At 45.7% G+C, this 14831-nt stretch carries 12 protein-coding genes; 9 read left to right on the top strand and 3 right to left on the bottom strand.

What is annotated here, in order from left to right:
- Positions 1-6: 6 nt before the first annotated feature.
- The 6 genes from FTV25_RS10550 to FTV25_RS10525 all read left to right on the top strand — a co-directional run bounded on the left by FTV25_RS10550 (position 7) and on the right by FTV25_RS10525 (position 6038).
- Positions 7-1557: a helicase HerA-like domain-containing protein gene (locus FTV25_RS10550; protein WP_180003307.1), complete on the top strand. Its 1551-nt coding sequence runs from the start codon at positions 7-9 to the stop codon at positions 1555-1557.
- A gap of 152 nt (positions 1558-1709) precedes the next feature.
- The gene (gene hmpA, locus FTV25_RS10545) at positions 1710-2918 is read left to right on the top strand and encodes an NO-inducible flavohemoprotein (protein WP_180003306.1); all 1209 of its coding nucleotides are present in this window, start codon (positions 1710-1712) and stop codon (positions 2916-2918) included.
- 89 nt (positions 2919-3007) lie between these two features.
- Positions 3008-3448, top strand: a complete 441-nt coding sequence (locus FTV25_RS10540; RefSeq protein ID WP_180003304.1) for an Rrf2 family transcriptional regulator — start codon at positions 3008-3010, stop codon at positions 3446-3448.
- Between the two features lie 93 nt (positions 3449-3541).
- Positions 3542-4459, top strand: a complete 918-nt coding sequence (gene yihA / locus FTV25_RS10535; protein ID WP_180003302.1) for a ribosome biogenesis GTP-binding protein YihA/YsxC — start codon at positions 3542-3544, stop codon at positions 4457-4459.
- A 102-nt stretch (positions 4460-4561) separates the two neighbouring features.
- On the top strand, positions 4562-5506 hold the full coding sequence (locus FTV25_RS10530) for a metal-dependent hydrolase (protein ID WP_180003300.1): 945 nt from the start codon (positions 4562-4564) through the stop codon (positions 5504-5506).
- Positions 5507-5603: 97 nt separating this feature from the next.
- Positions 5604-6038: a VOC family protein gene (locus tag FTV25_RS10525; protein WP_179992769.1), complete on the top strand. Its 435-nt coding sequence runs from the start codon at positions 5604-5606 to the stop codon at positions 6036-6038.
- Here FTV25_RS10525 and FTV25_RS10520 read toward each other — a convergent pair.
- Positions 6035-7273 (bottom strand): dicarboxylate/amino acid:cation symporter, encoded by a 1239-nt coding sequence (locus FTV25_RS10520; RefSeq protein WP_180003298.1) that lies wholly within the window; start codon positions 7271-7273, stop codon positions 6035-6037. The genes FTV25_RS10525 and FTV25_RS10520 overlap by 4 nt on opposite strands.
- A gap of 143 nt (positions 7274-7416) precedes the next feature.
- Positions 7417-8289, bottom strand: coding sequence for an acyl-CoA thioesterase II (locus FTV25_RS10515; protein ID WP_004786947.1), 873 nt, complete (start codon positions 8287-8289; stop codon positions 7417-7419).
- Between the two features lie 282 nt (positions 8290-8571).
- Between FTV25_RS10515 and plsB the strand changes: the two genes are divergently transcribed.
- Positions 8572-11139: a glycerol-3-phosphate 1-O-acyltransferase PlsB gene (gene plsB / locus FTV25_RS10510; RefSeq protein ID WP_166135528.1), complete on the top strand. Its 2568-nt coding sequence runs from the start codon at positions 8572-8574 to the stop codon at positions 11137-11139.
- 177 nt (positions 11140-11316) lie between these two features.
- Here the strand turns inward: plsB and FTV25_RS10505 are convergent, their stop codons facing one another.
- Complete coding sequence (locus tag FTV25_RS10505; protein WP_180003296.1) at positions 11317-12129, bottom strand: NAD-dependent epimerase/dehydratase family protein; 813 nt, start codon at positions 12127-12129, stop codon at positions 11317-11319.
- 33 nt (positions 12130-12162) lie between these two features.
- Here FTV25_RS10505 and recG point away from each other — a divergent pair, with 33 nt between their 5' ends.
- Complete coding sequence (recG, locus tag FTV25_RS10500; protein WP_180003294.1) at positions 12163-14208, top strand: ATP-dependent DNA helicase RecG; 2046 nt, start codon at positions 12163-12165, stop codon at positions 14206-14208.
- The gene (locus FTV25_RS10495; protein WP_180003292.1) at positions 14195-14830 is read left to right on the top strand and encodes a ComF family protein; all 636 of its coding nucleotides are present in this window, start codon (positions 14195-14197) and stop codon (positions 14828-14830) included. Before recG ends, FTV25_RS10495 begins: the two co-directional genes overlap by 14 nt.
- The last annotated feature ends 1 nt before the right edge of the window (position 14831 follow it).

Genomic DNA, 14831 nt, shown 5'->3' with positions numbered 1-14831 from the left:
AAATCTATGGGTACACCAATTATTATTGCTAAAAAAACCAGTGATACCACGCAAAATATTGTGCTGCACTCACAGCTTGCCAACCGTCACGGACTGATTGCCGGCGCGACCGGAACCGGCAAAACGGTAACCTTGAAAGTTTTGGCAGAAAACTTTTCTCGCATTGGTGTACCCGTGTTCCTTGCCGATGCCAAAGGCGATGTTTCCAGCCTGGCCAAGCCAGGCGAAAGTAATCCTAAGTTTGATGAACGTATTAAAAGTCTGAATATTGATTCGATTCCTTTTGAAGCTTCGCCGGTCGTATTCTGGGATCTGTTTGGTGAACAAGGCCATCCGGTCCGTACTACGATTTCTGAAATTGGGCCACTCTTGCTTGCCCGCATCCTTAACCTGAATGACACGCAAGAAGGCGTTCTCTCGGCAGTCTTCCGAATTGCCGACGATCAGGGCTTGTTACTGATCGATTTTAAAGACCTGAAAGCCATGCTCAGCTATGTCAGCGAACATGCTGCAGACTTTAAAGCGGAATATGGCAATCTCTCCCCCGCCAGCCTCGGTGCGATTCAGCGCAACCTGCTTGCACTAGCAGATCAGGGCGGGGATAAATTTTTTGGTGAGCCAGCACTAAACCTGATGGATTTCCTGCAAACGGATAGCCAAGGCCGCGGCAATATCAATTTGCTGGCTGCCGACAAGCTGATGAACACACCGAAGTTGTACGCCACTTTCCTATTATGGATGCTGTCAGAGTTATTTGAACAGTTACCGGAAGTGGGTGATCTGGACAAACCGAAACTGATGTTCTTCTTTGATGAAGCGCATTTACTCTTTGACAATGCCAGCCCTGCCCTACAGGAAAAGATTGAACAGGTGGTACGCTTGATCCGCTCCAAAGGTGTCGGGATTTACTTTGTCACCCAGAATCCACTGGATTTACCAGAAAGCGTCCTCAGTCAACTCGGCAACCGGGTTCAGCATGCCTTACGCGCTTTTACTCCTAAAGATCAGAAGGCAGTCAAAACGGCGGCGGATACCTTCCGTGCCAATCCAGAATTTAAAGTACAGGAAGCGATTACTGAACTTGCTGTAGGTGAAGCGCTGATTAGCTGTCTGGATGAAAAAGGGACTCCACAGATTGTTGAACGTGGCTGGATCATGCCACCACATTCTTCTTTTAGCCCGATTACACCAGAAGAACGTAAAGCACTGATGCAGCAAAGCATTGTCGCTGGTATTTATGAGCAGGAAGTTGACCGTGACAGTGCGCATGAGATGCTGCAGCAAAAAGTACTGGAACTTCAGCAGCAGGCTCAAGCTGCGGAACTTGCCAAGCAACAGGCCAAAGAACAGGAAGCTCTGGCTAAACAGCAAGCCAAGGAACAGGAACGTTTGGCACGTGAACAGCAAAAAGAAGCTGAGCGTGCAGCCAAGCAACGTGAAAAACTCACACAGGATATTGTGGGTACCTTTGCCAAAAGTGCAGCACGTAGTCTGGGTGGTAGTACCGGACAGAAAATTGTGCGTGGTCTATTAGGTTCCCTTTTCGGGCGGAAATAACCTTCATTTCTCCGATCGAAAACATCATTTTTATGGGATATTTTTATATCCCATAATTTTTTTATGGTTTTATGCATTTCTTATATTGTAAAAGCATTTTATAAGATGTATTTTAAATACATCTTATAAATAACAGCCATGAGAGATCAACTATGACTCCACAGCAAATTGACCTTGTAAAAGCCACTGTTCCTGTACTTCGTGAAAATGGGGTCGCCCTGACCGGTTATTTCTATAACCGCATGCTAGGCAATAATCCTGATTTGAAAGAAACCTTTAACATGGGACATCAACGCAGTGGAGCTCAAGCACAAGCCTTGGCAGGTGCGGTTCTGGCTTATGCTGAAAATATCGAAGATCCATCTGTGCTGTTACCCGTGGTTGAGCTGATCGCACACAAGCACGTGAGCTTAAACATTAAGGCACCGGACTACGGTATTGTTGGGGAAAACCTTTTACATTCGATCAGTGAAGTGCTGAACATTTCGATGGATGATCCACTGATTGATGCTTGGGCTGCAGCGTACGGTCAACTGGCGGATCTGTTCATTGCCACTGAAAAAGCGATCTATGATCAGCATGAACAGACTAAAGGCAGCTGGTTAGGCTGGCGCAACTTCAAGATTGCCAAGAAAGTCGTGGAAAGTGACGAAATCACTTCTTTCTACCTGGCTCCAGTCGACGGCGGTCCATTACCAAAATATGAAGCCGGCCAATACATTTCAGTACGTGTATTTGTACCTGAGCTGAACCTGAGACAGCCACGCCAATACACCCTGTCAACTTGCCCACAAGCGGATTACCTGCGTATCTCGGTGAAACGTGAAGATCAGAAAGGCGACATGGTTCCAGGCTGGGTATCGAATACTTTACATAGCCTTCCAGAAGGTTCAGAAATTGAAGTCTCTGCACCAACAGGTAACTTCTACCTGATCGATCCGAACAAACGTAATGTGTTTATCAGTGGCGGTGTAGGCCTGACTCCAATGGTGGCCATGCTAAACCAGCTGGTGACTCTGGACATGCCACAACCTGTGACTTTCATCCATGCCTGCCGTAGCAAACAGGTTCATGCGATGAAACAGCATATTCATGACCTGAAAGCCAAATATCCACGTTTAAGCACAATGACTGCTTATGAATTCCCGCACCCAAGCGATAAACTGGGCGAGGATTATGATGTTGCCGGTCGACTGGACTTAAGCACTGTAGATAGCGCATTATTACCAGCCAACGCAGACTACTATCTCTGTGGCCCAATGCCATTTATGGCTGAACAGCAAAAGGCGCTCGTCGCTCGCGGAATCCCTGCTGAGAACATTCATAGCGAAGCCTTTGGCACAGGTGGTGTAAGCCACTAACAGCTTCTTCAGCTTAAAATAAAAACAGAGGGTTAGTCTGGTATGCTAGACTAACCCTAATTTTTTTCATCAAAAACATCAGTATTATCATGCAACTGAATAAATTTACTGACTATGCGCTGCGCATACTGATGTATGTTGCGCAACCCCGCGATCTGCCTTACACGATTGCCGAGTTGGCGGAGCGCTTACAGATTTCTCAGAACCATGCCATGAAAATCGTCTACTTTATGGCAAAACAGGACTGGCTGATTACCTCTCGCGGTAAAGGGGGCGGAATCCGTCTTAATCCGGCTGCCCTGAAAGTTCAGCTCGGACAGATTGTGCGTATTCTGCAATGTGACAACCAGATTGTGGAATGTAATGATCCACCCTGTGTATTACGTACCAATTGCGGATTAAAAGGCATTCTGGATCAGGCGGTGGAGCAGTTCTACACCAGTCTCGATCAATATATTCTGGGTGATGTCGTTGAACCGACCAAGGAACATTTTAGTATCCAGTCACCAATTAGCCTGATCAATCTCTAATACCCTTATTCTATTGGGCAATTCTAAAGTTCGCTTGCCCGCCCGACTTCCTTTATAATAGCTTCTTGTATAATTAGTCATTGAAGTTGAGCCATGCATCACAGCAGAGGAAAGTCGAAAAACAGTAAGGCATCAAATGCCCCAAAGCAAAAGATCAGCTATGAAAAAAAGGTCGATCCAGCCATTACTGAATATTCGGTACAAGCCCTCAACTGGTTACGCAAAGCTGAGTTCCTGATGAGTGCACCCAAGCTCAGCTTGTGTGTAGAAGATACCGGTTATGAAGTCGCTTTTGCTGGCCGTTCCAATGCGGGTAAATCGAGTGCCATCAATGCCCTGACCAATCAGAAACAGTTGGCTCGTGCGTCCAAAAAACCAGGCCGTACCCAAATGATCAACTTCTTTAGCCTTGGCAATCCGGATCAGCGTCTGGTCGATTTACCAGGTTATGGCTATGCAGCGGTCCCAGAAGCTATGAAAATTGTCTGGCAGAAAGAACTGGAAAACTATCTGATTCACCGTAAGAGCCTGCAGGGTCTGGTGCTGCTAATGGATATTCGTCATCCTCTACAACACTTTGACGTGATGATGCTGGAATGGGCGTATTCACGTAAATTATTCGTACATGTGCTGCTGACTAAAGCCGACAAGCTGAACCGTGGCCCTGCTTCGAAAGCGCTACAAGAAGTGAAAGCCAAACTGAAAAAGATGAAGCTGGATTTCTCGATTCAACTGTTTTCTTCTCTAAACAAGCAAGGTCTGGAAGAACTGGCCAGTGTGATGGGCGGCCGTTTGAACTTCACTTTGAATCAAGCACCTGAATTTGATCTGGACAGCATTCCTGAAGCTTCAATGCATGATTTAAATGAAGCTGATGAACCAATTGAATTATTAGAAGATGAAGATGAGACTAACAGCGCTCATGAAGTCACTGCCAGTGAACTGAATGATCTGGATGCACCTGTGGAAGCCGATCCAACTGAGATTGTCGAACAGGATCCACAAAAATAAGCCGAATGTGTTTCATCGGATAAAAGAATGTCCCGTATTGCCTGCTGCAATTCGGGATATTTTTTTCATACTGTCTTGATCAAGCAGTGATGGATTCACACCATGTCTTTACTTTCGCGCTTCAAAACAACAAGAATTGGCTCTTCCATTTCCTATTTTATCCAGCCTCGCAAAGTCAGCTTTGAATGGCAAGATACTCCGGTCGACTGGATTCCTGATCAGCCCTTTGCCAGTTACTTCGTCAATGAAATTAACAATATTCTTCCTGCAGGTGAACTCTGGTTCTGCCGTTTATATAACAAAGTCCTCCCCCAGATCACTGACGAAAAATTAAAGCATGATGTACAGGCATTTATCCGTCAGGAAGCCATACATGCGCAAGCGCATAATTCGGCCAATAAAGAATATTTATCTGAACGTCAGATTGATATCCAGCGCAATCTGGACATCATGCATTTCCTATTTAACAAGCTGCTCGCCGATCAGCCATTCGGTCTCAAAATCCCTAAAATCCTAGAACACCAATGGGATCTGTTTCGTCTCGGTATCATTGCGACAGTAGAACATATGACCTGTGTCCTGGGTAAATACGCACTCTACAATACTGAATGGGAACGTCTGGGTGCTGATCCGAATATGCTGGATCTGGTGAAATGGCATGGTGCTGAAGAAATTGAACATCGTAGTGTGGCTTTTGATTTATATCGTCACCTAGGTGGCGGCTATATTGCCCGTTATTATCTAAGTGTGGTGGTCATTATTGGTGTAATTGGCCTTTGGGTGGATGGTGCTGCACATCTGTTATCGCAGGATTCACGTTTCAAGCAGTATAAGCCAGCCGTATATAAACCCTGGATCTGGAAAGAATGGTTGCGTATTTCCCAGTCAGATAACCGCCTTCTGCCTAACCCGCTGTGGTTAGTATCCCAACAGCTCGGTTATTTAATGCCTTGGTATGATCCGGTGCATGAAGGCAGTACCGATGATGCGCTGCATTATCTCAACCATTCACAGGCAGCCAAACGCGCTACTCTCAAAGTCGCTTAAGCTTGCCTGTTATTACAATTTCTAACAGCAGGGATCGCTTCCCTGCTTTTTATTTGTCCTAAGATAGAAATATAACAATCATAATCAGGAGGGACTTATGCAAGCACGGATTTCTGTGATTACCCTCGGTGTGCTCGATCTGGAAGCTTCACTACGCTTTTACCGTGATGGACTGGGTTTTCCCAGTGAAGGAATTATGGGTGAAGAGTTTGAATATGGCGCGGTGGCTTTTATTCAATTACAACCTGGTCTTAAGCTTGCCTTATGGCCACAGCGTAGTATCCAGCAAGATACCGGTCTGGAGCCAAGCCCAATCTGTCCGACGCAAATGACTCTGGGGCATAATGTCTATAGTCCCTTAGAAGTCGACCAGGCAATGGCACAGGCTGAACGTGCCGGCGCTAAAATTATTAAACCTGCACACACGACTTTTTATGGCGGATATGCAGGTTATTTTCAGGATCCCAATGGTCATCTCTGGGAAATTGTCTGGAATCCGGACTTAGATAAAGCTGAATTAGACAAAGATTAAACCGGCACTTCAGGCTCGCGGGTATGTCGATCTACCACCACACTAATCATCATATCGCCCTGCACGTTTACTACTGTACGTACGGTATCCAGCAGACGGTCAATCGGAAGTAGAATCGCAATCGCTTCAGCAGGTAAACCCACTGATTGCAGTACCATGATCATGGTGACCATGCCGGCGCTTGGAATGCCCGGTGCACCTAATGACGCAATCATTGCCGTGGCACAAACCACCAGCTGCTGACCTAAGGTTAAATCCAGCCCCATCAGATTGGCAATAAACAAAGCTGCTGCAGCTTCATAAAGTGCCGTTCCATCCATATTCAGCTGCGTGCCAAGAGGAATCACAAAACCGGCTGTTTGCGGACGTACGCCCAGGTTCTCCTGCGCGCATTTTAAAGAAATCGGCATGGTTGCCGAACTGGAGCTGGTGGCAAAGGCAGTAATTAATGCACTACGGGTGCCTTTAAAAAAGGTCAGCGGATTCATTTTTCCGAAGATCCATAGCAATAACGGCAACACCACTATTCCGTGGAAAATTGTAGTGCCTGTCACCACTGCCGCAAACTCGGCCAGACGGCTCAGCACTGAAATATCTTCAGTGGCAATTAACTTGGTGAGTAATGCAAAAATCCCAATCGGTGCCAGTTTCATGATCCAGCCAATCATCAACATCATGATGTCAAAAAACTGGTGACTCAGCTTACGCACAGTACGGAAGCTGTCTCCACCTGCGACCAGCGCCACACCGATAAACAGAGCAAAAATCACAACGGCCAAAACATTGCCATCAGCAAAGGCCTTAAAGGGATTGATCAGGGTATTCTGAATAAAATTAGTAAAGAAAGACGACGGCGTTAAAGTATCAGGAGTCTGATGCTGAGCCATAGCATCCTGAAACATCACCACATCCACACCTCTCCCCACATTAAACAGATGCGCACAGGTTAGCCCTAAAATCAGTGCCAATGAGGTGGTGGTCACACAGCACAGCAAAGTAATTTTCCAGGTTCGACTCAGCTGCCCCCCCGCCTGCAGATTAGAGACCCCAACCACAATTGAGGTAAAAATCAGGGGAATCAAAATCATTTTCAGCAGACCAATAAAAAGGCTGCTGGCGATTCCAATCCCGTACAGGCCGACATCAAAAAATGTGCTTTGCGGAAATAAAGTCAGTAAAAATCCAAACAGCACCCCCAATACGGCGGCAATTAAAATCTGCGTATTTAAGCTCATTTTACATGCATTTTTAATATTGATCTTAAAGGCACTATGCCATGCAAGTACTGGAGAATCGAGTAATTTTTTATAAAGAGTCGTGTTTAAAAATGTATAAAGCCGGATCTGGGATCCGGCTTTATTTAAATTAAAAGTATGCTTTATTGAGTTTCAATTTCACGTAAACGGATCAGACCTTCTTGTGTGGTACTGCAGACCAGCTCACCATTTTGCCACATGCGGCCAAAGTTCAGACCACGTGAACTGGCACTTTGAGTAGCATCCATGTCGTATAACATCCATTCATCTACCCGGAATGGTTTATGGAAATACATGGCATGATCAATACTGGCACATTGCAAGCTTGGAGACAGATAACTTAAACCATGCGGACGTAGCGCCGTGGTCATTAAAGTAAAGTCTGAATAGAAAGCTGCAATCGCCTGATGCAGGGAAATCTCATCCACTTCTGCAGCAATCTTTCCATGAGTACGAATATAGTGCGCATAATTTGGCGCTTCCGGTTGCGGCTGGAATGGATTCACTGGCATTACAGGGCGAATTTCGACATGACGGTCACGCATGAAAGACGCACGCACATTTTCCGGAATAAATTCAATAATCTGTCGGGTGAGCTCTGCTTCATTTTTCAGGCTTTCTGCTGGTGGATACTCAGGTTCTGAAATCTGATAGTTCAGACCTTCTTCCTGATGCGCAAAAGAAACCATACACATGAAAATGGTACGGCCATGCTGAATGGCGCGAACCTGACGGCTGACGAAACTTTTACCATCACGGATACGGTCCACTTCATAAATGATCGGTGCATTGACATCGCCACCAAACAGGAAATAGGCATGCAATGAATGTGCAGGACGATCTGTGGTATAAGACGCAGCACGCAGGGCCTGTCCCAGAACCTGCCCACCAAATACGCGCTTGCCTACCAGATTACGGCTAATTCCCCGGAAAATATTTTCTTCTAACTTTTCTAAACTGAGCAGCTCGACCAGTTCCTGTGTTAAGGCATTCATAAGCAACCTGTGTGATATTGGCAAGATCCAGAAGTGTAGAAATAAATCTATACAATTTATTCTGAATATTCTGCCATAAAATCCAAGCAATCTTCTAAAGATTGATTGACTGTTCTGTCAATTGCTCTTGCAACTTACTAGGAAAAACATCTGCTTTCGCGCTAAAATTGAACCACTTCGATTGAATTTGTCAGAAAATGACATATTGTTTGTTTTTATAATCAATCAAAATAAATTCCCTCAGAAATTCTGTAGTTTTGGTCAGTAAAATTAGGAGTAACTATGTCCAAGAGTGGCTTTGGTCAAATGTATCGCAAGCTTTCAAGTAAGCTACTTGATCTTGTGGTCACCCCGCATGTTCTTGGGGAAGTACCAAGTGAAGTGACAACTCCTACTGCTGACCAGACTCCGGCAGCACAGCAGAAAATCGTCTGCTATATCTTGCAGAATCATTCACGCAGTAATGCATTGGTGGTCGATGCGGAAACTCGCCGTTTAAACATGCCGCCCGCGCTTGACCCTCTACAGATTGGTGACAGCAAGGAAAAGGCTTCGGTGCTGTTCCTGCAGCATCATGATGAGAATAATCTGCTTAGCTCACCACCACATGCTTTTCCTCCACGCCTGTTACGCCTGATTGAAGTCCTAGAAAAAAATCCCGAACTGGATGTGGAACTGGTACCGGTGACTGTACTTTGGGGTCGTGATCCTGAAAAAGAAGATTCTTGGTTCAAGCTTTTATTTACCGATACCTGGTCTACGCCAAGCCGGGTCAAACAGCTGGTCAATATCGGTCTGCATGGTCGCCAGTCTTATCTGGAGTTTCATGAGCCACAATCTTTGCGCGCCCTCATGGAATTTGCCAAAGAAACTTATCCAAATTCAGCGCCAGCGACCTATATTGTCAGCCGTCTGAATGACTATTTGGATGCACAGCGTGAAGTGATCCTCGGCCCTGACCTGTCAGACCGCCGTAATGTGATGCATGGCCTGATTAAATCTCCGGATGTACAGGCGGCTATTCGTAATGAAAGCATCCGCAGCAAAATCAGTATGCTGGAAGCAGAACGTCGTGCGATTGGCTATCTGAATGAAATTGTATCGGACTACTCTCACTCTACCGTACGTTTCGCCGATAAAGCCCTGACCCGTTTATGGACCCAGCTCTATGACGGCGTAGAAGTACATAATTTCAGTACTGTGCGTGAACTGGCCAAAGATTACGAGATTGTCTATACACCATGTCACCGCAGTCATATCGACTATTTGTTATTGTCTTATGTGATTTATCGTCGTGGTTTGATGGTGCCATATATTGCAGCGGGCGATAACCTGAACATGCCATTTGTGGGTCAGATCTTACGGGGTGGTGGTGCTTTCTTTATCCGTCGTACCTTCCGCGGTAATGCACTCTATACCACCGTATTTAAAGAATATCTGTATAGCGTGTTGTCACGTAATACTCCACTGGAATACTTTATCGAAGGTGGCCGTTCACGTACTGGTCGTCTGCTGCCACCAAAAACCGGCATGCTGGCGATGACCGTACATGGTCATTTACGTGGCAAAGCTAAGCCAATTGTCTTTGTTCCGACTTATATCGGCTATGAACGCCTGATGGAAGGTGGTACTTATGTCGGTGAGATGAATGGCAAGCCGAAAGAAGCAGAATCTATTTTTGGCATCCTGAAAACCTTGCGCAAAATTGAACGTATTTTTGGCAAGGTCCATCTGAACTTCGGTGAACCGGTATTTCTGGATGACATCCTGAAACAGCATGGTGCAGAACATATCAAAATTGAAAAGAATGATGATCCGATTCCGCAGCCAGTATCCGACGCAGTCAACAGTTCTGCCCAAGCCATTCTGGAAAATATCAACCGTGCAGTCGTGGTGAATCCGGTTTCACTGCTGTCACTTATTTTATTGGCAACACCGAAACATACGCTGGACGAAGAAATCTGTATCAAGCAGCTGGATACCTACCGTAATCTGCTGGTGGCTTTACCTTATGATGAGCGTATGCAAATTACCTCACTTTCAGGTAAAGAGATTATTGCCTATGCAATGAAGCTCAAGCTGATTAAACGGGTGAAACACGTTCTGGGCGATATCATTGCCATTGAAGATAATCAGGCCGTATTGCTGACTTATTTCCGTAATAACATCGTGCATAGCTTTGTATTGCCGTCCCTGATTGCGGCACTGGTAGAACACAATGGCATGATTCGCCGTGAAGATGCGATCAACGCTAGCAGTACACTCTATCCATTCCTGAAAGCTGAGCTATTCCTGAAATGGAAAGAAGACGAAATTCAGCAACATGTTGATGCTTATATCGATGCTTTACTTGCAACCAATCTGATCAGTGCAGATGGTGAAAATCTGGTAGCGCCAGCACCGAATACTGAAGCGCATCACCAGCTTGAAGTTCTGGCTGCTCCAGTGACCCAAAGTCTGGAACGCTATTACATGACACTGGCTTTGATCACCCAGCGTGGCCCAGGCAATATTTCAACCCGTCAGGTGGAAGAGCTGAGTCATCTGGTGGGGCAACGTCTTTCTGTACTGTATGAATTCAACTCGCCAGAATTCTTTGACAAGGCCTTGTTCCAAAGCTTTATCAAAGTTCTGACGCAAAAAGGCTATATTTGTACCAACGAAGACAATGCCATTGTCTATGATGAGCAGCTGACCAATGTTGCGCAGTATGCAGATCTGGTACTGGATGAAGTGAAGCTGCAAATGCTGCATCACATCACCTCCTTTACCGATGAAGAGTTGAAAGAAGCACTAGATGCGGTTGCGGCTGAACAAGCCAAGAAACGTGCGAAACGCAAGAAAAAGTAAAGTTTACTTAAAGAAAAAGAGAGGTTTTGGCCTCTCTTTTTTTGCTTGAGAATTAATAAAAATGATAAATATTCCCTCTCCTTTTAGGAGATGAGCAGCACTGCTGCGCAAGGGAGAGGTGATTTTAAAAAAACCCTCCTCCTAACCTCCTCCCAGAGGGAGGAGGAACTTCCAAATTTATAAATCAGTCTTATTCATCAACTCTAAATAATCCTGAAAACAATCCTGATGCTCTAACTCAAAGCCTATCTTTTCCATTCTTGTGGCATACAGCTTTTTACCCGTCACCCTGTCACTTTCCACTTTCAATATAAATAAACCCATCTGCTGCTGGAACCATTGCAGGACTTCATGCAAAAGTTGTGGCTGATTATTAGTCAAAATATATGAAGAATCAGGACGTTCCACGTGAATCATATGAGCTAGAAAACGTGATAAGTCTTCAATATGAATACGATTCGACCAGTGCAGATTTGGATAACTGATCATTGAGGTTGCCATTTTCTGCATACGTGCCACAGAAGTCCCATAAATCCCACTTGGGCGGATAATGGTACATTGATCAGGATAAGCCGCGAGATACGCCTGTTCCATGTGATGCAGAATTTCACCTTGAGCATCATTCGGATGAATTTCAGTTTCATCATCCACGCTTTCACCTGCATTCTGTCCATAAACCCGGGTTGATGAAACCACCACAATTCTTTTTACCGGATGGGATTTCAAGGCAGTGACGATTGGCTGAACCGAATCCAGATAAATGTGCTGATAGGCTTCGACACCACTCTGTTTGGGACTGAGTAACACATAGACCCAATCAATCGAAGCGACTGCACTTAAATCTAGAGTATGCACATCCTGAATCAGATGAGTTGCGAATGAATCTGTTTTGGGACTTTGGCTAATTGTGCTAATTTGATGACCTTGCTCAAATAATTGTTTAGCTACCCGCTCGGATGTTTTACCATAACCAATAAATAAAATATGCATTCGACACCGAATCACAGACCTGGTTGAGGGGACATGGCTGCAGTCCATCAGTTACAAGGCGTTGGCAATGCCGCCGCTGCTTTACTCGAAAAACTAAATATCTTTAATACTGATGATTTGCTTTTTCATCTACCACGTGACTATGAAGACCGTAGCACGATCATTCCCATGAATCAATTAATGGTGGGACGCAGCTATTTGCTGGAAGGTGTCGTGAAAGGAATTGACTTCCCACCTGGTAAACGTAAGTCCATGGCAGTTTTACTGGATGATAATTCTGGCAAAGTCACTTTGCGTTTTTATCATATTTATAAAGGCATTACCGATCGCTGCAAGCTCGGTAACCGTTTAAGAGTCTTTGGTGAAGTGCGAGTCGGTGCCCGTGGTCTGGAAATGTATCATCCAGAGCTGCAAGTGATTACTGAACATACGCCTCTGCCTCATACCCAACTCACCTCGATCTATCCGGCAACCGAAGGACTGACTCAGCCCAAGCTACGGGAATATATTAAACAGGCATTAGAGCTGCATAGCGATGATTTACCTGAACTGTTACCACAAAAATTTAGCAATGGTTATGGCCTGAAGCAGGCACTGGAATATATTCATCATCCGCCGCTGGATGCCAATATGTTGCAGCTCACTCAAGGCTCACATCCGGCACAGCAGCGTCTGATTTTTGAGGAACTGGTGGCACATCAAATCAGTTTACTGACCCGGCGTGCTTTTATTCAGCAGATTGAAGCCCCTTCATTTTCCCCGAGTAAAACCTATGCCAAACAGCTTCTGGCTGGTTTGCCTTTTGAAATGACCGGTGCGCAAAAACGCGTATCCAAGGAAATTGCCAAAGACCTGAAACAGAATAAACCGATGCTACGTCTGGTGCAGGGTGATGTGGGTGCAGGAAAAACCTTGGTTGCCGGCGTAGCAGCCTGTCATGCCCTAGAAGAAGGCTGGCAAGTCGCGCTGATGGCGCCAACTGAAATTCTGGCCGAACAGCATTACCTCAACTTCAAGCGCTGGTTCGAACCACTCGGTTTAAATGTCGCCTGGCTTTCCGGCAAGCAGAAAGGTAAAGCGCGTACTACAGCAGAGCAAGTGATCCGTGATGGTAGCGCGCATCTGGTGGTGGGCACACATGCCCTGTTTCAGGAAAATGTCGAGTTTGCCAAACTGGGCTTAGTAATTATTGATGAGCAGCATCGTTTTGGGGTCGATCAACGCTTAGCCTTGAGAAATAAAGGCTTGGATGGCATGTCGCCGCATCAATTGGTGATGACCGCAACCCCGATTCCACGCACGCTTGCTATGTCGGCGTATGGCGATCTGGATACGTCAATTATTGATGAATTGCCACCGGGTCGTACTCCGATCCAGACTGTGACCATTCCGCTGGATCGTCGCGAAGAGGTTCTGCAACGGATTGCCACGAATTGTGCTGAAGGTAAACAGGCTTATTGGGTCTGTACTTTGGTGGAACAGTCGGAAACTCTGGATGCTCAAGCCGCAGAAGCAACCTTTGCCGAGATCAAGGAACGCTTCCCTGAACTGAATATCGGTCTGGTACATGGCAAAATGAAAGCCGATGAAAAACAGGCAGTCATGCAGGAATTCAAAGACAATAAACTGCAGCTACTCATTGCTACAACTGTGATCGAAGTCGGTGTTGATGTCCCGAATGCTTCGATTATGGTGATTGAAAATGCCGAACGGCTTGGCCTGTCACAACTACATCAGCTGCGTGGTCGGGTGGGTCGTGGTGCCAAAGCCAGTTTCTGTGCCCTGCTCTATAAAAATCCATTGTCACAAAATGGTCAGGAACGTCTGCGTATCATGCGCGAAACCAATGATGGCTTTATCATTGCCGAGAAAGACCTGGAATTACGTGGTCCGGGTGAATTGTTAGGAACCAAACAGACCGGTGATATGGGTTTCCGTGTAGCCAAACTGGCACGTGATGATCACTTGCTGAATCAGGCGCATTATGTCGCCCAGCAGATGTTAAAAGATTATCCGAAACAGGCGGATGCATTATTAAAACGCTGGCTACCTGAGGCTCCACGCTATGCCTATGTTTAAGCTGTTACAACAGGGTAAACTCTGGCTGAATCGTTTACAGCCTTGTCAGCTGTGCCAGACAGATTATCAAAACCTGCATTCTGTCTGTCAGGATTGCTGGCAACAGTTACCTTGGGCACATCAGACTATTCAGCGTCAGGAAATGCAGTTTCAGGTGGCTTGTGACTATGCCTACCCGATGGATCGCCTGATTCAATTATTTAAATATGAGCAAAAGCTGCATCTGGAACCTTTATTGGCGGGTGCATTACTAACCTTAAAATTTCCTAAAGTCAGCGCAGTGGTTCCTATGCCGATTTCAACCGAACGGCTGGTCGAACGTGGCTATAATCAATCTTTGTTGCTGGCCAAGCATGTAGCTAAACATTTACAAGTTCCTGTCTGGCAACCAGTTGAGCGACTCAAGCAACATTCACAAAAGGGCTTAAGCCGTCTGGAACGTATCGAAGACATTGAAGCTCAATTTAGGGTCACTACCTCTTCAAAAGTTCGTTATCGTAAGGTTCTGATTATCGATGATGTGGTTACGACTGGCAGCTCGATTCGGGCTTTAAGCCAGCAACTGGAAAAACTGGGCTGCCAGCAGATTTACGCCGCCTGTCTAGCAGGAGCCAAACTTTAAA

Origin of the sequence: Acinetobacter sp. YH12249, assembly GCF_013417475.1 — a bacterium.
Classification (GTDB): Bacteria; Pseudomonadota; Gammaproteobacteria; order Pseudomonadales; family Moraxellaceae; genus Acinetobacter.
This window is presented reverse-complemented; position numbering and strand designations above follow the sequence as displayed.